A 19,846-nucleotide genomic window follows, 5' to 3' on the forward strand; every position below is an offset into this window, starting at 1 on the left:
GAAATCAAATGATCGCCGCTTGCGGCGATCATTGACTCCCCCCAACAAAAAAGATGGTTTTCGACGATGGACGAGGTGCTTGAGGATATTTCCTACGCGCCTCATCGTAATTTCCTCGCGCTTTGCGCATCTCATCTGCCAGTGACTTCTGATTTTTCGTCTGCCTGATCTGAGCGGGATTTATGGCTGTTAGGGTTCAAGAATTCCCTGATAGGCAGTCCTCCAGACATGACTCAGTGTTTCAAAGTACACCCCTGCGATGAACAACGCCTGAACCACAACAGCACGCCCGTTGCTGACTGTGAATGCAAAGAAGAACTGCTTTACGGCGTCAAGACCATGGTGACCGACGTCCCCATCCTCACGTGCGCATGCCTTTGGCGTATCTACCAACGCGAAGCCGAAGAAATCGTTGCCCCCGGCGGGGTTCTGATCGCTGATCCCGTGGAACGCAATCGTGTGATAAATGCCGCTTATGCTCGGCTGTGGCTGCATGACTCGAGATTCCAGTGGGCCGGGCTCGCGGCGTTTGCTTCCAAGCAGGTTGGCTGCGGACTGCTGCATGCGGCGGACAGCATTGGGCGTATTGGCGCGGAACATCAATCCCGACAGCGCGTGCGAGATAGCCGTAGTGAATTCGGGTTGTTTACACCTGACAGGATGGCCGAACAGGCCGAAGCGCTGCGTGACTACAACGAAGCGGATGCGCGTAACCCGGTTCCGTCCGTAGATCTACGTTTCAAGGGAAATGACTTGTCGTTGGTGCAGCAACAGTTCCGGCATGTCCACGACATGATGGCGCTGGGGAACACCACGCTGTTTCTGGATATTTTCCCGCTGCATGAGTTCTATGCGAAGCGAGGCTTGAAGGAGTTGAAGAAATGCCTGGAAGTGCGAGCGGGGATTTACGGACATCCGAAGTGGCCAGTGCTTTGGCCAGCGGGGCAGAAAAAGCTCCGCTTTGGACAATTTCATCAGGAAATTATTCGTGCTTTCGAGTTGATTGATGAAGGGGATATTGCCCCAAGCGTGGAGTTTCTGGCGTGGCATGAGCAGCGCAACATCCTCCAGCCAGCCATTTACGAGGACCAGCAATTGGTGGCATTGCTGCGTACCAATCATGCTGCCTACGTGACCGGTTTTCCTACTGGCGTGGCTCAGGCTATCGAGTTGACCCTCACGAGCCAATGCCAAAGCGTTGAGGACGAACGCACCATCGGTTTTAGTTCCAACCCGCTGGCGGATTTGTCGGACATCAAGCAACGCATGCCTTTCGTACTCAGGGCTGCGGCGAGATTTAATGACATGCTAAACGACAGTAACCGAAGGGCATTAGAGCAGTCGATTCGAGAAATCGCCTCCGGTGGCGAGGCATGAATTTACGCAGCTGGCGCCGAGGAGCAGGCTGGTTGCTTCTGGCTGTTTTGGCGCTGGCCGCCATACACCAACTGAGACAGCCTTTGTGGGATGAACCGGAAGTCGCCGTGGAGATAGGCGGAACGTATGAAGAGATGCGTAATCGCTCTTCAGCCTCTTTTAGCCCGTTAATCCGTGGGCACCTGTGGCTCGGAGTTCCTATGGTGGATGCACGAATGCGATTCATCGACCCGCAGTTCGGGTTCGTCACGCCTCTGGCTCGCTTTTTCACGGTTGGATTCGACGACAATGTCATTGACGACATCCGCATGTCACCTCAAACAGAACCGTTGCTGCTCGATGATGCCCTCAAGGTCGTTCTCGACTTACAGGACCAATGGCGCGAAAAAGGCTGGGTGGCGAGGGGCCTGCGGAGCAACCCTACCATTGCCGATACACCGGAATGGCGAGCCTGGCTTCGGGACAGTGAGCGATCAGGGAGATCCTTTTGGCAGGCAGGAGACAAGTATCAAGCAATGCTGCTTCTAGGACAGTTTAGTGATTCCAGAAATCCGACCGAAGAACGCTATCTCATTACCCTTTCGGTTGCCAAACCGTGGGTACCCTTCGATGAAATTGAAGCAGGGTGGGAGCAGGTGTACTCGCTGTGCCATGGAAGTCCCAAGCCACCGCCGATCCCCGAGTGTGAAGTACTCAGTGATAAACCTTGAATTCTCGGCGATGGCTGGTTGCCCAGGATCTTTAAAGCCTCACAAGCCCCTTTCGGAACGATCAATCAAGTGGTGACAGTTAGGGTGGATCAAGGTTATCCAGCACTCGGTTCACCGCCAACTCCCCGAGCATGATTGACTGCTGAATGCCCAGCAGCGTGTTGCAATGCGATCCTTCCAGATATCTCACGAAATCGCTCGCCATGACATTCGCTGATGCCAGGGATTCACAGGCGTATTCCAGCAGGGTCTGGTTGTCGATATCGGGATTGATGAGGAAGATTTTGCTTGGTTGACGTGGAGCATCCGGATCAATGTCCGGCGGATTTTTTGTTTTAGTCATATTCCGGCTTCCTTGAAAGAGGAGCCACCGAATTGCTACTAATCAAAAGGGTGGCAGCTGTGCGCAGGTTAGTAGACCGGGGAAGCGCGAAGCCGGCGCGCCCGAAGGCGCCCTGCGCACTGCTGCCATCGAGCGCAGGTATCGAAATACCTGACTGTATGGGACGCAAATACGCTTCGCAAAACCACGGGCTACTAAACCCGATCACTGGAAATCAGTGATGCGAACCAAGTTACCGATGGCCCCCAAAGCGCACAAGCCGGCGGATTCTGGCGTAGTTGTAGGCGCTGCCGCAAGGTGTTGTAGCCTTCCGGAAGCCGTCTTAGGAAACGTCCCACAACTGCTACAGAAAGAATACAAAACCTGTAGGAGCCAGCTTGCTGGCGATAGCGGTGGATCATTCAACATCGATGTCGCCTGATATTCCGCCATCGCCGGCAAGCCGGCTCCTACAGGTTTGCGGGTGTGACGATGTTGTGGGGTTGTTCAGCTCGTTAGAGATGTCTTAGTAAACGTCCCACAACTACTACTGAAAAAATGCAAAACCTGTAGGAGCCGGCTTGCTGGCGATAGCGGTGGATCAGTCGACATCAATGCCAACTGACAATCCGCGATCGCCGGCAAGCCGGCTCCTACAGGTTTGTGTCGTTCATGACTTGAGGGGTTCGACCTTGCGCGTCAGCAGGTCCACAAACGCCTTGGCCATGGGGGATTTCTGATCCTTGCGCTGCACCAGCCACACCGCCGAAACCGCTGCAGGGTCGAGCAGAGGTCGGTACACAACGCCATCAATCCGCATCCGCTGATAAGACGCCGGCAGCACCGACACGCCGAGCCCCGCAGCCACCAACCCGATAATGGTCATCGCCTCACCCGCCTCTTGCGCGAAGTGCGGGCTGAAACCGGCATCCCGTGCCAGGCTGAGTAATTGTGCGTACAGACCACTGCCGTAACTGCGTGGGAAAAATACGAACGGTTCCAGGGCCAGAGCTGACAGGAATAATCCCTCTTCACTCTCCTGCACCAGCGGATGCTTGGAGCTGAGCACGGCCACCAGCGGCTCGCGCATCAACTCCACCACGCTGAGCGAATCCGGCAAACCCAACGGCCGCATGATCCCGACCTCGATCGACTCGTCCACCAGAGCCTCGGCCACCTGGGTGCTGCTCATTTCCCGCAGGTTCAGGTGCACCGCCGGGAACCGCTGGCGGAATGAAAAAATCGCCTGGGGAATGGTCGAGTTGAATGGCGCCGATGAAGTGAATCCGATCTTCAACTCCCCCAGCTCACCCAACTGCGCCCGCCGCGCCACATCCGCCGCCTTGTCGACCTGCGCCAGCACCAACCGCGCTTCTTCCAGAAACAATCGCCCGGCCTCACTGAGCTCGACCCGACGATTGGTTCGCTCGAACAATCGCGCACCGACTTCCTGTTCCAGCGCCTGAATCTGCTGGCTCAGCGGCGGTTGCGAGATGCCCAGCACCTGGGCGGCGCGGCCGAAGTGCAGTTCTTCGGCGACGGCAATGAAGTAGCGCAGGTGACGCAATTCCATGAAAACTCCATTAGGTCGTAAAACCTCTCAAACAGGTCGAACAATATATTGGATTGAATCATTAGGCAGCTATATGCTTTTTTCATTGCCTGACCGGCTGCGTTCCCCCGAGGTCTGAAGTGAAAACTGCTGTCGCCCCACTCGCCCATGAAGTTCCGCCCGCCGCGCTGGACGATGCCGTCTCTGAACTGAAGGAGATCTACATCGAAAAGGGCACGCCGATGTTCATGCGCACGGTACTGGCGCTGTTCTCCGGCGGCTTTGCGACCTTCGCGCTGCTGTATTGCGTGCAACCGATGATGCCGCTGCTGTCCCACGAATACTCGATTAACGCGGCGCAGAGCAGCCTGATTCTGTCGGTGGCCACGGCCATGCTCGCCATCGGCCTGCTGATCACCGGGCCGATCTCCGACCGGGTCGGGCGCAAACCGGTGATGGTGGCGGCGCTGTTTGCCGCGGCGCTGTGCACCATCGCCAGTTCCATGATGCCGAGCTGGCACGGCGTGCTGGTGATGCGCGCGTTGATCGGGTTGTCGTTGAGTGGCCTGGCGGCGGTCGCCATGACCTACCTGAGCGAAGAGATCCACCCGCAACACATCGGTCTGGCGATGGGCTTGTACATCGGTGGCAACGCGATTGGCGGGATGTGCGGGCGCTTGATTACCGGGGTGTTGATCGACTTCGTCAGCTGGCACACGGCGATGCTGGTGATCGGCGGCCTGGCACTGATCGCGGCGGCGGTGTTCTGGAAAATCCTCCCCGAATCGCGCAACTTCCGCGCCCGCTCGCTGCACCCGCGCAGCCTGCTCGACGGTTTCACCATGCACTTTCGCGACGCCGGTTTGCCGCTGTTGTTCTTAGAAGCGTTCGTGCTGATGGGCGCGTTCGTCACGCTCTTCAACTACATCGGCTATCGCCTGCTGGCCGAGCCGTACCACATGGACCAGGCCTTTGTCGGGCTGCTGTCGGTGGTGTACCTGTCGGGCATCTACAGCTCGGCGAAAATCGGTTCGCTGGCCGACAAACTCGGACGCCGCAAAATGCTCTGGTCGACCATCGTGCTGATGCTTGCCGGTCTCGCCCTGACCATGCTCACGCCGCTGCCCGTGGTGATCATCGGCATGCTGATTTTCACCTTCGGTTTCTTCGGCGCGCACTCGGTGGCCAGCAGCTGGATCGGCCGCCGCGCCACGAAGGCCAAGGGTCAGGCATCGTCGTTGTACTTGTTCAGTTACTACGCCGGGTCGAGCATCGCCGGTACGGCGGGCGGTGTGTTCTGGCACCTCGGCGGGTGGAACGGAATTGGCGTGTTCATCGGTGCGCTGCTGGTGGTGGCGTTGCTGGTTGCGTTGAAACTGGCCCGCCTGCCGCTGCTGCCGGGGAACGGTTCGACTACCTGAGCACCACTCGCGCCTCAAGCACCGCGTCACTCTTTTCCAGGGTCAGCGATTGCAAGGCGACGCCGTCACGTTCGGTGCGGTCCAGCCATTGCAGCAACGCCTTCGCGTCGCCGCTGAGGGTCAGGCGCAACACGTCGTTGTCGGTGTCCATCTGATGGATCTCAAGCCCCGCTTCTGTGGCGCTTTCGCTGACACGCAGCGACAACGACTGATGGCTGACGACGGGCGGGGGGCTTCGCGGTTGTGCCAGTTGCAGTTGCGCAGACACGGCCAGTTGCTGTTGGTGCTGGCGTTCCATGGTTTCCAGGCGTTGGCGTGTCGGTTGCCAGATCAGGCTGAACGCCACGACAGCCAATAAAAATGCGCCCATGGCCAGCAACAGTCGTTGCTCGCGAAGGGACAGCCGTTGCCAGGCCGCTTTCATGCGCGGTCCTCCACTGTAAGGGTCGCCTGCACGCGGTCGCGCTCTTTGCTCGCACTGTCGAGCCGCAGTGGCACGCCTTGTTGTCGCCCGCGCTCGCGCAGTTGTTCCAGCTCGGCAAAGCTGTTGGCGCTCAGCTGGATTTTCCAACCATCGCCGGCACGGAATTCGATGCGCCGGACCTCGACATTGCTTGCGCCGATCACTTGCTCGACCAGCGTTACCAGCTCGGCGACGCGTGTGCGCTGCGGCTCGGCGGTCTGCTGTTGAAGTGCGTTGAGCTGCGTTGCCAGATCGACGATGCGGCTCTGCTCGGGGTAAAGCGTCTTGAACCGTTGCTCGTTCTGGCTGTAGAGCCTGCGTGTTTCACTCTCCAGAAAATGGATTCGCGCAGCGCTGGCGCCCCAGGTCAGCAACAGCAACGTCAGCATCGTCAAACCGCCGAGGCGCCAGGGCAGACGTTTGTTGCGCAGGGCGAATTCGCCTTGCAGCAGATTGATGGCCTGCGCTGGACGCTGGGCCAGGTATTGATCGACATCGGTGGCGCCCTGACGCTCGTCGACCCATTGAATCCCCGCGGGCAAGGCCGGTCCCAGCAACGTCAACCCGTCGTCCGTCAACGCCAGGCGGGCCGGTAGACCTCCGCCAACCAGCCATCGACCGAACCACCAAACACCGAGTGCCTGATCCAGGGGCAAAACATCGGCATCGACGAACACCGAACGCACCTCGATGCCCTCTTCGGCCAATAACGCGAGCATCGCGGCAAACCGCTGACGGTCGATCACCATGACCGGATAACGCCCTTCCTGATCGCGAGCGCCGATGCTCAGGTGCAGCTTTTCCAACGCCTCGCTCAATTGATCTTCCACGGCAAACGCGACGGCTTGCGCGCCGGGCTGGCGTTTGGAAGGCCACGGATCGCTGCGCACCCAGCTGCACAATTCCATGGGCAACAGCAGGTCCACCGCCTGCCCGTCCAGCAACTGCACCGCTTGATTCAAGGGCATGGACTGGCGTTGCCCAGTCGAGGACCAGACGCAGCAAGGCCAGTCTGCCGACGGTTCGCCCAGGCCCTCGGCGGTCAGGTAAAGCCAGGTATTCATTGCGGCATCTCGTGGGCAGTCAAAGGAAGAAGGCGTCGTTGCAGGACGTTGAATTGGTGGGTGTCGGCGTCGCGTTCGACCTCCGTGGCCAGCCGCAAACGGCGCTGCCCCTGAGTGACCTGCACCGTGATGCGGAACCAGCGGCTGCCGGTGCCAAGTCCATGACTGCTCAGGCCTGCACCGGAGAGCAGCGGGTCTTGCGTAAAGGCCTGTACGCTGGCCCATCCCGTCGTCGAAGCCTGACGAACCAGCGCCGCAGCCGTGGTCGCGTCCACGTCATCGAGCGTCCTCAGCACCAACGCCGGGGCCGTGTTGACGTTCAGCGTTGCGTGGCCGGGCAACATCGCCACCCAAGGCTCAAGTTGACGCAGCACATGAGCATCAACCCCCGGCAGCAGGCGCAGTTGGCTCAGTTCTCGGAACGCTCCCACCTGAGCAAGTTGCAGCGGTGGAAGATCCAGCACGTCGAGCAAGCGCGCCCAGCGGTTGAGGGTGACTTGGTCGATCTGCCCCTGAGTCAACAATGAGTTGAGATTGAAGCGCCCGGCGAGGTCCTCGATATCAACGCGGATCTGCGCACCTTCGACGTCGAAGTCGGGTGTCATGCGCGCCCAGTCCTGGGTCAGGTCGACAGTTTTTTGCGAGCTCTGCGCCGCGTCCCGCAAGCGCAAAAGCGCCCAGCTTTCCCCCGCAACGGCGAGTTGGCGCATTTGAATGTGCTGCAGGGCCTGGCCGCTGCTGTGCAGCGACAGGCGATGGCTGCGTAGCAAGCCGCTGGTGATCAACATCGCCAGACTCATGACCAGCAACACGCTGATCAACGCGATGCCGCGTTGATGCCTCCTCATGGCAAGGCGCCGGGCAACAGCAATACCCGACGAATCGCCTCGAAACGACCCGTAGAGAATTGCACTTCCACCGCCATCGGCCGCTTCACGCCCCGCCCGGATGGCCAATCGCGGTTCCAACCGGACTGTGCATCAAACACCCGCCAACTCAAGTCTCGAACATCGCCCAGCAGTTTTTGCCGCTGCACGCTCGGCACCCCCTCCCCCTGACTTTCACGCCACAGCGTGCCGTTATCGAGTCGATAGGTCAGCAACTGGCGCTCGCTGCGCGGCTGGTCCAAAGGGTTGCGCCAATGGCTACGCTGCAACTGCAACACCGATTGCTGGAGCACGACAGGTTGATCGGTGGCGTGCAGCACATCCCGCTCGATCACCGCCACCGCCCGTTGCAGGCTTCGGAACTCACGCTCATGCGCCGTCGTCCCTCGTTGCACGCGCACCACGCCATCGAACAGCCCCCAACTGGCCAGGCCCAGCAACGCGAAGATCGCCATGGCGATGACCAGTTCCAGCAAGGTGAAACCGCTCTGCTTATTCATCACGATGAGGTATCCAGCCACTGGCGCGGTGTACGGTTTGCTCACGCCCGGAAAGGCTGACGTCAACTTCGACCTTGAGCAGGCGCGGATCAGGCGAAACGCTGATGCGCTGGCGCAGCAACCAGTCGCGGCGATCCATCGACACGATCCGTTGTTGCTGGTCGAGGGGCCATCCGGTTTGCAGGCGCAGTTCATTCAGATGGTTGTCTGCCAGCCACGCGGCGAAGAGCCGTTCCTCGACCGCGCCGGTTTGCCTGAGCACATATTGGCTCGCCGACAGCACGGCAGCCGCCAGCGTCGAAAAGATTGCCAGGGCCACCATGATTTCCAGCAAGGTGAAACCACGCATGCGCGAAGCAAACGGCCGGCTAGCCATCGATCACCACCTGCCCAAGGCCATCGCTGGACAGGCTGAGCCACGTCTTTTTGTCGTTGCCAAACGTCAGCGTAAAGACGCTGGTTTCATCGTTGCTGAACATCAGCAACTGAGGGGGTCCATCGTCGGCGCCAAGGGTTACCGGATGACCGTCCTGCTCAAGCCGTAGCCGCACGTTTTCGGGCCATCGATAAAAAGCCGCCAACGGTTCCCAGCCCTGAACATCGAGCTTCATCACCCGATAACCCTCGACACTCAGCCGCAGGCCGAACTCCTGGCCATCGAGCACTGCGCGTTCGCGCAACTGTTGAATCACGCCCACGATCCCGTGCGCTTCCTGCCGGGCCTGACGCGCCGGATTCGACCCGATGGCGAAGTTCACCATGCCCAACAGCACGCCGATCAAAACGATCACGATCATCAGTTCGAGCAAGGTGAATCCCCGACAACGCTGGCGCATGAGTCAGTCGCCCCAGTTGCCGATATCGGCCGCATGCCCTTCGCCACCCTTCACGCCATCGGAACCGAGGGAGTACAAGTCATAGCTGCCGTCCACCGAATGCACACCGGGATTGAGGTACTGATAGGGCGTGTTCCACGGATCGACCGGCAGGCTTTTCAGATAACCCTGAGGGTTCCAGTTCCTCGCCGCCGGCAGGCCGGAAGGTTGTTTGCTCAAGGCTTCCAGTCCCTGCTGTGTCGAGGGGTAGTTGAAGTTGTCGAGGCGATACATTTCGAGGGCCGTGGCGATGGCCTGGAGATCAATTTTGCTGGCGGTGACTTTGGCCTGGTCGGGACGGCTCATGAACTGCGGCACCACGATGGCCCCCAGCACGCCGATGATGACCACCACCACCATGATTTCGATCAGGGTAAAACCGCGTTGAGCGCGAGGGCTGTTTCTCTGTGCTGCATTCATGGGTCAATTCACCAATTGGTTGAGGCTGAGAATCGGTAGGAGGATGGCCATGACGATCAGCAGCACCACGCCGCCCATCAGCACCAGCATGGCCGGTTCAAAAAGGCTCACGACCAGTGCGATACGCGCCGCCAGGCTGCTTTCCTGTTGCTCGGCGGCCCGCACCAGCATGCGATCGAGTTCACCGGCGCGTTCGCCGCTGGCGATCATGTGCAGCATCATCGGCGGGATGTCGCCGCTCAGTTCCAGGCCGCGAGTCAGCGTTCCACCTTCACGGACCGAGCGCGCGACATCGGCCATGCGGTTGCGGATGGTCAGGTTGCCGATGACGGCCGCCGCGATCTCCAGCGCGTCCACCAATGGCACTGCACTTTTGCCGAGGATTGCCAGCGTGCTGGCGAACCGCGCGGCTTCCATCGCCCGCAACACCTCGCCCATGACCGGCAGTTTCAACGCGAGACGATGCCAGCGCAGACGCCAGGCCGGCTGACGCAGGCTCCAGCGCCAGAGGCCGAGCAACGTCGCCAGCACGCCCATCAACAGCAGAAAGTGATTGCGCAGCCCATTGCTGAGGGCGATCAGCGCCTGTGTCAGCCAGGGCAACGGCTGGCCACTGTCGACGAAGATCTTCACCACGTCCGGCACCACGTAGCCGAGCAGAAAACCAACAATCGCGACACAGGCCAACATCAGGATCAGCGGGTACACCAGGGCCATCTGGATTTTCTGCCGCGACGCCTGGCGGGCCTGGGTGTAAGCGGCCAGTTGTTCCAGCACCTGCCCCAAGTGACCGGAACGTTCGCCAGCCGCGACGGTGGCGCGGAACAATTCGGGGAACGCCTTGGGAAATTGGGCCAGCGCCGTCGACAGGGCATGACCTTCCATCACCCGACTCCTGACCGCCGACAACAGACCTGCAACCTTGCGCTTTGCGCTCTGCTTCGTCACCGCTTCAAGGGCTTCCTCCAGAGGCAGCCCCGCCTGAACGAGGGTGGACAGCTGCAAGGTCAACAACGCCAGATCCGCCGCGCTCAGACGTCCGCTGCGAGGCTGCGTCCCGGTGTCGCCACCTGCCCTGACCTCGCTCAATTCACGCGGCCACAAGCCGCGCTCGCGCATCAGTTGCCGGGCATGTCGCGGGCCGTCGGCCTCCAGTCGGCCTTTGCAGCGTCGGCCCCGGGCGTCGTCAGCGCGGTAATCGAACGTCGGCACTCGCTAGTCCTCCTGCGTCACGCGCAGTAATTCGTCGAGGCTGGTCACGCCCTCCATCACCCGCTGGCGACCGTCCTGAAACAGGCTGTGGGAGACCTTGCGCGTCTCTTCTATCAACGCCTGCTCACTCGCACCTTGATGAATCAGAACCGAGACGGCGGGCGTCACGCTGATCAGCTCGTAGATCCCGATCCGCCCGCGATAACCGTGCTGACACTGGTCGCACCCCACGGCCCTGAACAGTTGCGGTGGCGCTGCCGAATCGAGCCCTAAGCGTTCGCACGTGGCGCCATCGGCGCTGTATGCCGCTTTGCAATGGGGACACAACGTGCGCAGTAAACGCTGGGCCAGAATGCCCACCAGCGACGACGCCAGCAGGTAGGCATCGACGCCCATGTCCACCAGCCGCGTTACTGCACCGACGGCACTGTTGGTGTGCAACGTCGAGAGCACCAGGTGCCCGGTCAGCGATGCCTGGACGGCGATTTCCGCCGTCTCGCGATCACGGATTTCGCCGACCATCACCACGTCCGGATCCTGTCGCAAAATCGCCCGCAAGCCGCGGGCAAACGTCATGTCCACTTTCGGATTGACCGGCATCTGCCCCACGCCCGGCAGGTGATATTCGATGGGGTCTTCGACCGTGAGAATGTTGCGTGTCTGATCGTTCAGGCTGCTTAGCGCGGCGTACAGACTGGTGGTCTTGCCGGAACCGGTGGGCCCGGTTACCAGGAGAATGCCGTGAGGTTTTGCGAGCAACTGGCGCAACGCGGCGAGGGTATCGGCAGGCATGCCGAGTCGCGGCAATTCCAGGCGCCCGGCCTGCTTGTCGAGCAGGCGCAGCACCACCCGTTCGCCGTGGGCCGAAGGCAGCGTAGAGACCCGCACATCGACTTCGTGCCCGGCCAGTCGCAGGGCCATTCGACCATCCTGCGGGACCCGTTTTTCAGCAATGTCCAGGCGCGCCATGACCTTGATCCGCGACACCAGCAAGGTGGCCAGTTCACGTCGGGGCCTGAGCATTTCGCGCAATTGCCCGTCGACGCGCATGCGTACCGACAGGTACTGCTCGAAAGTTTCCAGGTGCACGTCCGACGCGTGCTCGCGCACCGCTTCGCTGAGCAGTGCGTTGATCAACCGGATGATCGGCGCGTCGCCCTGCTGCTCCAGCAGGTCGGCAGTTTGCGGGACTTGATCGACCAGGCTGAGCAGGTCCAGCTCTTCGTCCAGCCCTTGGGCAACCTGCTCGGCCGCGCTCTGACCTTCGCGATAAGCGACGGCCAGACGTGCGGCGAACACATCAGGCTCAAGCACCCGCATCGGCAGATCCCGAGCGCTTGCCCGACGGGCTTCCGACAAGGCCGTGAGCGGCGCATTGGCGCGCAGTACAAGGCTTGAGCCCGGCCCGTCGCGCTCCAGCAGTACGCCGAAACGCCGGGCGAAACCGAAGGGCAATGGCTGGAGGGATTCACGCAATTCGCTCATGGCGATTCCGCCGCTTGCTTACGCAAATCGAACACGGGGGCGTCGGGCGCGGGGTCGAACAATTGACGCGCCTCGGCCGGCAGCAGCAAGGAGTTGTTCCCTCGCGCGCCGGGCTTGCTCAATTCACGCAGCGCGTTGTAACGCTGCTGGCTGACGTCTGACAGGTCTTCCTTGCTGCGCACGATGGTTGGCCGCAAAAACACCATCAGGTTACTTTTGGTCTGGGTGTCGCGGGTCCAGCGAAACAGCGCACCGAGGTAGGGAATGTCGCGCAGCAACGGCACCCCGCTCTGTTGGGTGCGGACGCTGTCCCTGATCAGCCCGCCGATGACGATGATTTCGCCATCGTCCGCCAGGATCGTGCTCTTGAGCGCACGTTTGTTGGTGATCAGGTCCGAAGAATCGATGCCCGATACCGAAGGCGCGATGTCCGACACTTCCTGCGCGACCTCCAGGCGCAACGTCGAGCCTTCGTTGATGTACGGCTTGATCTTCAGGCTGATGCCCACGTCCTTGCGCTCGACGGTGGTGAACGGATTTTCCGCACCGTTGCTGTTGGTGGCGTAGGAGCCGGTCTTGAACGGGACGTTTTGGCCGACGATGATTTCTGCCTCCTGATTGTCCAGGGTCAGCAGGCTCGGCGTGGACAGCAGGTTGCTGCGGGTGTTGCTGGCCAGCGCCGAAACCAACGCGCCGAAGCGGTCACTACCCAGTCGCAGGACGGCCCCTTCCGGCGCGGATTTTTTCTCGTCAAAGTTCAGCCCGCCGATGATCGGAATGTCGGTGCCGGGGAAGTTGATGAAGCCTTTTGCATCGCTGCCGCTGACACTCCACTGAACACCCACGGCCTCGGCGATGTCCCCGGAAATCTCGACGATGGCGGCATGGATCAGCACCTGCGCCCGAGGCTGATCCAACTGACGCACGATGTCCTCGATGGTGCGGATTTGTGCGGGTTCGGCAATCAGCACCAGCGCATTCTGGCTTTCGTCGGCCTTGATCATGAACGTCGTGCCGGGTGAGTTATCCCGGGCGCCGCCGACGGCTGTTGCCGGCTTTCGGCCCTGCCCCATCGTTTCGAGGACTTCGGCCAATTGCCTGGCATCGCTGTGACGCAGGCGAATCACCCGCGCATTGTCGAGGGTGGCGGTCGCGGGGGTATCGAGACGGCGTGCGAGGTCGATCAGGCGCTGGCGAACCGACGGTGGACCAATGAGAATCAGCCGATTGGTTCTGGCGTCGGCCAGTACCTGGATCGCCGTATCAGCGCTGCGTTTGCCCAGCGAGGACTCCATCACAGTCGCCACATCAGCAGCCTGTGCGTGCTGCATTTGCACCACGGCATGCTGGTTGTTCTGCCCGGAATCCAGTTGCCGGACCACCTGCGCGATACGGTTCACATTGGCCGCAGTATCGGTGACCACCAGCGCATTGGCTGACACCGAAGGACCGACATAGCCGTTGGCCGACACCAGCGGCCGAACCAGGCCGGCAATGTCGGAAGCGCTGCTGGTGTTCAGTTCGACGACCTGGGTGATGAATTGCGAAGCCGTGGCGTTTTTTGCAATGCCTTGGCCGGCGCGGGTTTTCGCTTCGGTGACCGGCGTAATCAGGATCCGGTCACCCTCGTCGATGACCGTGAAGTTGTGGGCATCCAGCACCGAATAAAACAATCGGCGAACACCTTCGCGGTCGAGGGCCTGACGGGACATGACGGTGATGCGCCCGGAGACTCTGGGATCAAGCACCACCGTGGTCCCGAGAATGGTGGAGATTTCCTCGACGATGTCGCGCAGCTCGGCATTGTTCATCGCCAGTTGCCATTTTTCTTCCTCGGCCCGTACCGCGCCGTGAAAGAGTGACAGCGCCAACGCGGCGAGAAAAAGCAGGGTGCGCAACGCCTTCGCGCTGATGGAAAAGTTCATGGGTTGATCACTCTGACGGCCCGGAGAGCGGGCGTAGAAAATGCGCAGGAGTCGCGGGGGCCGGAGCCTCGGTTTGCGCGTCTAATCGACGCAAGAGCTGCGTGGCAGACGTCTGCAGCGTCAGCACTTCTTCTCGCCCCTTGTTCCACAACACCGCCCGATTCGCCTCGACGCGGCGCAGGACGCTGCCGCCCGGCAACGGATCGCCCACCTGATAAATCCGTGAGCCTTGAGCGTCTGCCAGCAGCGCTCTGGACAACCCTGTGGCCAGGACAAAACTGGCCTGCAGGGTCAGCGGCTCGGCGCTGGCCAACAACGTGGCTCCCGCCGTCAGACCGAGCACCGTCGCCACCGCAGTGGTATCCAGAGGTGCAGGGGACGGTGGCGTCGCTATCGTTGAAACGACAAGCATCGGTGCGACACGGCTTTGACGAAACCCCCACTCTTGCCACACCAGGAAGGCTCCGTACGCGACGGTCACCAGCAGCAGGCCGAGGGTGCAGAGTCGCCCGTTCACTCGGTGCGGCCACTGCCAAACTTGCTGCACAAGGACATTCGCCGCAGTACGCGGTGACCGCACAGTTCATGGAAAATCACCGCACCGACATGCATCGCGATCAGCAGTGAAAGCACCAGGCACGACCAAACGTGAATGGTGTCAAACAGCGCGATAAGCGCTGGATCACTCAGCGGCTGCGCAATATCGACCCACCCGAATACATCAATCGGGCGGTCCATCATCAACACACCGGTCACCAGCACGACAGTCACCGTCAGGTAGATCAGCGTGTGGGCAAACAGCGCGAGTTTTTCCATGGGCGACAAGGTGTTCACGCTCGTCTGCCGGGCGTGAACGACAAAAATAAACAGCCGCCAGACAAAAAACGGGATGAACACCGTCGTCAGCGACACATTGATAAAGGCAACCCGCTCACCGACGCGGGCTGGCACGTCCACGCAGGCCACATAGAACCCCGACGCCAGCGTCCAGATGATCACCGCCGCCGATATCCAGTGCAGCCATACGCGTTGGGTGGAGTAACCCAAAACCGTCATATTCAACTCGACTTTCAACAGGAAGATGAGCCTTCAGGCAATCCTGTTCCGGATCGCCTGAAGTGTTACGAGAGACTTAGATTTTGTCCCACGCCATGTGCCAGTGCGCCCCTACACCGGGCTCAAAGCCGTTGGCCGTCGGGGTGTATTGCTTGCAGTAACCGGACGCGGGGAATGGCTTGCATTCGAAGATTTCATTGGTCTTCGGTTGCAGCACTTTGGTGCCGGCGGTGTACTCGCTGATGCCTTCGGGGAACACGAAGTCGTGCTCGATGCCCGCGCCTTCACCGGTCATGTGGGTGGGTTGGGTGTCCTGGCGAGTGGTGCGGCCATCCAGCGTGGTGCCGACCAGCGTCAGGGTGTGTTTGCCGGGATTGCTGCGAACATCCATGGTCAGCCAGGTCGGACCGCTGTCTACCTGCTTCGCGACGGAACCGACCGGCTTGTTGTTCTCGTCGAACAAGGTCGCTTCGACGTTCATCGCACGGTTCGAGATCATGCTGAACTGGACGTTGGCCAGGCCTTTGTCCAGAACGTATTCGGCTTGCTGGGAGGCCACCGACATGCGCGCGGCGGTGTCTTCCTTCATGTCCAGCTGAACTTCGAATCGGGTTACGCCGCTTTCTTTCTGGGCGTAGAGGGTGTTGTTACCCCGGACCGGTTCGATGTTGCCGCTCTCATCACGAATACCGGCACGGATAAGCGATTGGGTGCTGTTGATTTTTTCTGCGAGTTTGAACGCCCAGTTGTTCGGCGAGCCTTCCTCGGCAGTGTCGATGGAGATCTCGACGTCGAAATTCGGGCTGACACCGTTGGCAGAGAATGCACGGGCCTTGACCTTGTCGCCGATCTGCAATTGGGCCGATGGCGTGATGCCGCCAACGGAAGACCAGCCACCGGGCAACGACGGTTCGCCGAGGATGTTCACATCGACAGCGTTGTAAAACGCCGCGTCGGTATCACCGACGGTCCAGATCCCGAGGATGACGTGCTGACCGGATTTGTCGTCAGGAATGTTGCAGTTGTGTTTGGCGCCGGACACCGGCAGCTGATGACTCCCCTCGACGACGCAGAACGGGGTGCTTTCGAACGAGGCGCGCTTGAGGGATTCGTTAACGTTCCAGCCGTTGCGAGTGATGAAGTACTCATGCTTGGTGGCCGGGTGAGCCTGGGTGTAGCGCCATTGGAAATCGATGTTGCGGTCTTTGATTTCCGTTAATTGCCAACGGGTAGCGGACTGAGCATCCATAGCGGAGAACGATGGATGACCGCCACTCGGAATCTTGCCATCGATCGGCCCTTGCAAAGGCGCACCGCCTGTACCGGCCGGAAAACCTTTGAATGTTTCGCCAACACTTTGAGGCTCGTATTGCGCGGAACCGCAGTTAGTGTTTACCCCTTTCTGGCACAGCAGTGCGCGCGAAGGCGGCACTTCCATATAGCCATGGGCCGAAACAGTTTGAGACGCCAACATTGCCGATAACAGGATCATTGAAGAGGAGCATGCGGTTAGCGCACCTCCCTTGTAGAAGGTCTTTTTCATGAGTGTGTTCCAGACTACTTATCGAAAATTAAGGCGCCACAAGGACGCCGCTGTTCGTAATCTCGTTCGGTGAGCTGCACCGGACGAAGGTCTGAAACCTTACGGAGATGGACACGAATTCTATGTAGGACAAGTCGCCGTTTAGATGGGGATTACTCTCTCTCTTCACTTGTCTGACAAAGAGAGAAAACATTCTTACAGGATGAAACGGATTAGGCTGGCACACGGTATTTCAGACAAAAAAAAGCCTGCCCGGCGTTGGCCGGACAGGCTTGATGGAACCTGCGAGGACTACTCGTGATACTGCGCCGACAGCTCATGCACCGCGCGCAGGAACGCACCCGCATGTTCCGGATCGACTTCCGGCGTAATGCCATGACCCAGGTTGAACACGTGGCCGCTGCCCTTGCCGTAGCTGGCGAGGATCCGTCCGACTTCGGTACGAATGGCTTCCGGTTTGGCGTAGAGCACGGTCGGGTCCATGTTGCCTTGCAAGGCAACTTTGTCGCCAACGCGAGCCCGGGCATTGCCGATATCGCACGTCCAGTCCAGGCCCAGCGCATCAGCACCGGCATCAGCGATGCTTTCCAGCCACAGGCCGCCGTTCTTGGTGAACAGGATGACCGGAACCTTGCGGCCTTCGTGTTCGCGGATCAGGCCGCTGACGATTTTGCGCATGTAGGCCAGGGAGAATTCCTGGTACGCCGCCGCCGACAGGTTGCCGCCCCACGTGTCGAAAATCTGCACCGCTTGCGCGCCGGCCATGATCTGGCCGTTGAGGTACGAGGTCACCGACTGCGCCAGCTTGTCCAGCAGCAGGTGCATAGCTTGCGGGTTGTCGTAGAGCATGGCTTTGGTCTTGCGGAAGTCTTTCGACGAGCCGCCTTCGACCATATAGGTGGCCAGGGTCCATGGGCTGCCGGAGAAACCGATCAGCGGTACACGACCGTTCAGTTCGCGGCGGATGGTGCTGACCGCGTCCATCACGTAACCGAGGTCTTTGTGCGGATCAGGAATCGGCAGGGCTTCGATGTCGGCCATCGTGCTGACGACTTTTTTGAAGCGCGGACCTTCACCGGTTTCGAAGTACAGGCCCTGGCCCATGGCGTCCGGGATGGTGAGGATGTCGGAGAACAGGATTGCCGCATCCAGTTGCGGATAGCGGTCGAGCGGTTGCATGGTGACTTCGCAAGCGAACGCCGGGTTCATGCACAGGCTCATGAAGTCGCCGGCCTTGGCACGGCTGGCGCGGTATTCAGGCAAGTAGCGACCGGCCTGACGCATCATCCACACAGGGGTGACGTCTACAGGTTGCTTGAGCAGGGCGCGAAGGAAACGGTCGTTCTTCAGGGCAGTCATGTCGGCATCCGGAAAAAAAGTGCGGGCATTTTCTCAGAGCTCGACGCAAAAGGCACGGATGCAGGTCAGCCTTTTGTCTATCGGGTCAATTTGTCGCGGGGGAACCACATCTTCGCAACACCACAAAGCACTGTAGGAGCTGGCTTGCCGGCGATGCGGACACCTCGGTCTGTCAGTCAGACCGAAGTGATGCTATCGCTGGCAAGCCAGCTCCTACAGGGGTTGCATTCCAATGTTGGAGTGCGATCAGACGCCCAGGTAGTCCAGGATCCCTTCAGCCGCATTGCGGCCTTCGAAGATCGCCGTCACCACCAGGTCGGAACCGCGAACCATATCGCCACCGGCGAAGATTTTCGGGTTGCTGGTCTGGTGCTTGAACTGACCTTGTTCAGGCGCAACTACGCGGCCCTGGCTGTCGGTCTGGATGCTGAACTGCTCGAACCACGGCGCCGGGCTTGGACGGAAACCGAAAGCGATGACCACGGCGTCGGCCGGGATGATCTCTTCGGAGCCCGGGATCGGCTCGGGGCTGCGACGGCCACGGGCGTCCGGCTCGCCGAGACGGGTCTCGACCACCTTCACGCCTTCAACCTTGTCTTCACCCACGATGGCGATCGGCTGGCGGTTGTAGAGGAATTTCACGCCTTCTTCCTTGGCGTTCTTCACCTCTTTGCGCGAGCCAGGCATGTTCGCCTCGTCACGACGATACGCACAGGTCACCGACTTGGCGCCCTGGCGGATCGACGTACGGTTGCAGTCCATCGCCGTGTCGCCGCCGCCCAGTACCACAACCTTCTTGCCTTTCATGTCGACGAAATCTTCTGGCGACTTTTCAAAGCCCAGGTTGCGGTTGACGTTGGCGATCAGGAAGTCCAGCGCGTCATGCACGCCCGGCAGGTCTTCACCGGCAAAGCCGCCCTTCATGTAGGTGTAGGTGCCCATGCCCATGAACACGGCATCGTATTCTTCGAGCAGTTGCTCGACGGACACGTCCTTGCCCACTTCGGTGTTCAGGCGGAACTCGATGCCCATGCCGGTGAAGACTTCGCGGCGATTGCTCAGCACGGTCTTTTCCAGCTTGAACTCCGGGATGCCGAAGGTCAGCAGACCGCCGATTTCCGGGTTCTTGTCGAACACCACCGGGGTCACGCCGCCGCGTACCAGCACGTCGGCACAACCCAGGCCGGCCGGGCCTGCGCCGATGATCGCGACACGTTTGCCGGTCGGCTTGACCTTGGACATGTCCGGGCGCCAGCCCATGGCGAACGCGGTGTCGGTGATGTACTTCTCGACCGAACCGATGGTCACCGCGCCGAAGCCGTCGTTGAGGGTGCAGGCACCCTCGCACAGACGATCCTGCGGGCACACCCGGCCGCAGACTTCCGGCAGGGTGTTGGTCTGGTGCGACAGCTCGGCGGCCTGGAGGATGTTGCCCTCGGCCACCAGTTTCAGCCAGTTCGGAATGAAGTTGTGCACCGGGCACTTCCATTCGCAATACGGGTTACCGCAACCCAGGCAGCGGTGGGCCTGATCGGCCGAATGCTGGGGTTTGAAGGGTTCGTAGATCTCCACGAACTCTTTCTTGCGTTGACGCAACAGTTTCTTCTTCGGATCTTTGCGCCCGACGTCGATGAACTGGAAGTCGTTATTCAGACGTTCAGCCATTGTTAAAACC

Annotated in this window: 20 protein-coding genes; 3 read left to right on the forward strand and 17 right to left on the reverse strand. The window is 60.4% G+C overall.

The annotated features are described in order from the left end of the window. Nucleotides 1-228: 228 nt before the first annotated feature. Together KGA97_RS10210 and KGA97_RS10215 are read left to right on the forward strand one after the other, a co-directional pair. Complete coding sequence (locus KGA97_RS10210) at nucleotides 229-1,377, forward strand: DUF2515 family protein (protein ID WP_223480705.1); 1,149 nt, start codon at nucleotides 229-231, stop codon at nucleotides 1,375-1,377. Next, nucleotides 1,374-2,087, forward strand: coding sequence for a hypothetical protein (locus tag KGA97_RS10215; RefSeq protein WP_223480706.1), 714 nt, complete (start codon nucleotides 1,374-1,376; stop codon nucleotides 2,085-2,087). The genes KGA97_RS10210 and KGA97_RS10215 overlap by 4 nt, the downstream gene beginning before the upstream one ends. A gap of 79 nt (nucleotides 2,088-2,166) precedes the next feature. On the opposite strand, the gene KGA97_RS10220 is transcribed toward KGA97_RS10215, so the two are convergent. After that, complete coding sequence (locus tag KGA97_RS10220; RefSeq protein WP_008025157.1) at nucleotides 2,167-2,430, reverse strand: DUF6124 family protein; 264 nt, start codon at nucleotides 2,428-2,430, stop codon at nucleotides 2,167-2,169. A 649-nt stretch (nucleotides 2,431-3,079) separates the two neighbouring features. Then, the gene (locus KGA97_RS10225) at nucleotides 3,080-3,982 is read right to left on the reverse strand and encodes a LysR family transcriptional regulator (protein WP_223480707.1); all 903 of its coding nucleotides are present in this window, start codon (nucleotides 3,980-3,982) and stop codon (nucleotides 3,080-3,082) included. A gap of 167 nt (nucleotides 3,983-4,149) precedes the next feature. On the opposite strand from KGA97_RS10225, the gene KGA97_RS10230 reads away from it, so the two are divergent. Then, nucleotides 4,150-5,382, forward strand: a complete 1,233-nt coding sequence (locus KGA97_RS10230) for an MFS transporter (protein WP_225609813.1) — start codon at nucleotides 4,150-4,152, stop codon at nucleotides 5,380-5,382. Here the strand turns inward: KGA97_RS10230 and gspM are convergent. The 15 genes from gspM to KGA97_RS10305 form a co-directional block, all read right to left on the reverse strand. Next, nucleotides 5,375-5,806: a type II secretion system protein GspM gene (gspM, locus tag KGA97_RS10235; RefSeq protein WP_223480708.1), complete on the reverse strand. Its 432-nt coding sequence runs from the start codon at nucleotides 5,804-5,806 to the stop codon at nucleotides 5,375-5,377. The genes KGA97_RS10230 and gspM overlap by 8 nt on opposite strands. Then, nucleotides 5,803-6,909: a type II secretion system protein GspL gene (gene gspL, locus KGA97_RS10240; protein ID WP_223480709.1), complete on the reverse strand. Its 1,107-nt coding sequence runs from the start codon at nucleotides 6,907-6,909 to the stop codon at nucleotides 5,803-5,805. The genes gspM and gspL overlap by 4 nt, the downstream gene beginning before the upstream one ends. Next, entirely contained in the window at nucleotides 6,906-7,757 is an 852-nt protein-coding gene (locus KGA97_RS10245) for a type II secretion system protein GspK (RefSeq protein WP_223480710.1), read from the reverse strand. The genes gspL and KGA97_RS10245 overlap by 4 nt, the downstream gene beginning before the upstream one ends. Further along, nucleotides 7,754-8,296, reverse strand: a complete 543-nt coding sequence (gene gspJ, locus KGA97_RS10250) for a type II secretion system minor pseudopilin GspJ (protein ID WP_008041833.1) — start codon at nucleotides 8,294-8,296, stop codon at nucleotides 7,754-7,756. Before gspJ ends, KGA97_RS10245 begins: the two co-directional genes overlap by 4 nt. Beyond that, entirely contained in the window at nucleotides 8,289-8,672 is a 384-nt protein-coding gene (gspI, locus tag KGA97_RS10255) for a type II secretion system minor pseudopilin GspI (RefSeq protein ID WP_223480711.1), read from the reverse strand. The genes gspJ and gspI overlap by 8 nt, the downstream gene beginning before the upstream one ends. Continuing rightward, on the reverse strand, nucleotides 8,665-9,132 hold the full coding sequence (gene gspH, locus KGA97_RS10260; RefSeq protein WP_223480712.1) for a type II secretion system minor pseudopilin GspH: 468 nt from the start codon (nucleotides 9,130-9,132) through the stop codon (nucleotides 8,665-8,667). Before gspH ends, gspI begins: the two co-directional genes overlap by 8 nt. Before the next feature lie 3 nt (nucleotides 9,133-9,135). Further along, entirely contained in the window at nucleotides 9,136-9,591 is a 456-nt protein-coding gene (gspG, locus tag KGA97_RS10265) for a type II secretion system major pseudopilin GspG (RefSeq protein ID WP_207284680.1), read from the reverse strand. Nucleotides 9,592-9,594: 3 nt separating this feature from the next. Beyond that, on the reverse strand, nucleotides 9,595-10,803 hold the full coding sequence (gene gspF, locus KGA97_RS10270; protein ID WP_223480713.1) for a type II secretion system inner membrane protein GspF: 1,209 nt from the start codon (nucleotides 10,801-10,803) through the stop codon (nucleotides 9,595-9,597). 3 nt (nucleotides 10,804-10,806) lie between these two features. Continuing rightward, nucleotides 10,807-12,288: a type II secretion system ATPase GspE gene (gene gspE, locus KGA97_RS10275; RefSeq protein ID WP_223480714.1), complete on the reverse strand. Its 1,482-nt coding sequence runs from the start codon at nucleotides 12,286-12,288 to the stop codon at nucleotides 10,807-10,809. Continuing rightward, nucleotides 12,285-14,213 carry a type II secretion system secretin GspD gene (gene gspD / locus KGA97_RS10280; protein WP_223480715.1) on the reverse strand — a complete coding sequence of 643 codons (1,929 nt, stop codon included), beginning with the start codon at nucleotides 14,211-14,213 and terminating at the stop codon, nucleotides 12,285-12,287. Before gspD ends, gspE begins: the two co-directional genes overlap by 4 nt. A gap of 7 nt (nucleotides 14,214-14,220) precedes the next feature. Further along, on the reverse strand, nucleotides 14,221-14,730 hold the full coding sequence (locus tag KGA97_RS10285) for a type II secretion system protein N (protein ID WP_223480716.1): 510 nt from the start codon (nucleotides 14,728-14,730) through the stop codon (nucleotides 14,221-14,223). Next, nucleotides 14,727-15,269, reverse strand: coding sequence for a cytochrome b (locus KGA97_RS10290; protein ID WP_223480717.1), 543 nt, complete (start codon nucleotides 15,267-15,269; stop codon nucleotides 14,727-14,729). The genes KGA97_RS10285 and KGA97_RS10290 overlap by 4 nt, the downstream gene beginning before the upstream one ends. Before the next feature lie 76 nt (nucleotides 15,270-15,345). Then, nucleotides 15,346-16,812 (reverse strand): N-acetylglucosamine-binding protein GbpA, encoded by a 1,467-nt coding sequence (gene gbpA, locus KGA97_RS10295; protein ID WP_223480718.1) that lies wholly within the window; start codon nucleotides 16,810-16,812, stop codon nucleotides 15,346-15,348. A gap of 291 nt (nucleotides 16,813-17,103) precedes the next feature. Next, the gene (gene hemE, locus KGA97_RS10300; RefSeq protein WP_008025187.1) at nucleotides 17,104-18,171 is read right to left on the reverse strand and encodes a uroporphyrinogen decarboxylase; all 1,068 of its coding nucleotides are present in this window, start codon (nucleotides 18,169-18,171) and stop codon (nucleotides 17,104-17,106) included. A gap of 246 nt (nucleotides 18,172-18,417) precedes the next feature. Further along, nucleotides 18,418-19,836: an FAD-dependent oxidoreductase gene (locus KGA97_RS10305; RefSeq protein ID WP_192226859.1), complete on the reverse strand. Its 1,419-nt coding sequence runs from the start codon at nucleotides 19,834-19,836 to the stop codon at nucleotides 18,418-18,420. Between the last annotated feature and the right edge of the window lie 10 nt (nucleotides 19,837-19,846).

The organism is Pseudomonas sp. BF-B-15, from assembly GCF_019946675.1.
In the GTDB taxonomy this organism is placed as follows: Bacteria; Pseudomonadota; Gammaproteobacteria; order Pseudomonadales; family Pseudomonadaceae; genus Aquipseudomonas; species Aquipseudomonas migulae.

Bases quoted from the DNA above. Each gene is read 5' to 3' on its own strand.
- gspL (WP_223480709.1), bottom strand. From the start codon at position 6,909: ATGAATACCTGGCTTTACCTGACCGCCGAGGGCCTGGGCGAACCGTCG.
- KGA97_RS10220 (WP_008025157.1), bottom strand. From the start codon at position 2,430: ATGACTAAAACAAAAAATCCGCCGGACATTGATCCGGATGCTCCACGT.
- KGA97_RS10210 (WP_223480705.1), top strand. From the start codon at position 229: ATGACTCAGTGTTTCAAAGTACACCCCTGCGATGAACAACGCCTGAAC.
- KGA97_RS10245 (WP_223480710.1), bottom strand. From the start codon at position 7,757: ATGAGGAGGCATCAACGCGGCATCGCGTTGATCAGCGTGTTGCTGGTC.
- gspH (WP_223480712.1), bottom strand. From the start codon at position 9,132: ATGCGCCAGCGTTGTCGGGGATTCACCTTGCTCGAACTGATGATCGTG.
- KGA97_RS10290 (WP_223480717.1), bottom strand. From the start codon at position 15,269: ATGACGGTTTTGGGTTACTCCACCCAACGCGTATGGCTGCACTGGATA.
- gspG (WP_207284680.1), bottom strand. From the start codon at position 9,591: ATGAATGCAGCACAGAGAAACAGCCCTCGCGCTCAACGCGGTTTTACC.
- gspM (WP_223480708.1), bottom strand. From the start codon at position 5,806: ATGAAAGCGGCCTGGCAACGGCTGTCCCTTCGCGAGCAACGACTGTTG.
- gspI (WP_223480711.1), bottom strand. From the start codon at position 8,672: ATGGCTAGCCGGCCGTTTGCTTCGCGCATGCGTGGTTTCACCTTGCTG.
- KGA97_RS10215 (WP_223480706.1), top strand. From the start codon at position 1,374: ATGAATTTACGCAGCTGGCGCCGAGGAGCAGGCTGGTTGCTTCTGGCT.
- gspJ (WP_008041833.1), bottom strand. From the start codon at position 8,296: ATGAATAAGCAGAGCGGTTTCACCTTGCTGGAACTGGTCATCGCCATG.
- KGA97_RS10305 (WP_192226859.1), bottom strand. From the start codon at position 19,836: ATGGCTGAACGTCTGAATAACGACTTCCAGTTCATCGACGTCGGGCGC.
- hemE (WP_008025187.1), bottom strand. From the start codon at position 18,171: ATGACTGCCCTGAAGAACGACCGTTTCCTTCGCGCCCTGCTCAAGCAA.
- gspD (WP_223480715.1), bottom strand. From the start codon at position 14,213: ATGAACTTTTCCATCAGCGCGAAGGCGTTGCGCACCCTGCTTTTTCTC.
- gspE (WP_223480714.1), bottom strand. From the start codon at position 12,288: ATGAGCGAATTGCGTGAATCCCTCCAGCCATTGCCCTTCGGTTTCGCC.
- KGA97_RS10225 (WP_223480707.1), bottom strand. From the start codon at position 3,982: ATGGAATTGCGTCACCTGCGCTACTTCATTGCCGTCGCCGAAGAACTG.
- gbpA (WP_223480718.1), bottom strand. From the start codon at position 16,812: ATGAAAAAGACCTTCTACAAGGGAGGTGCGCTAACCGCATGCTCCTCT.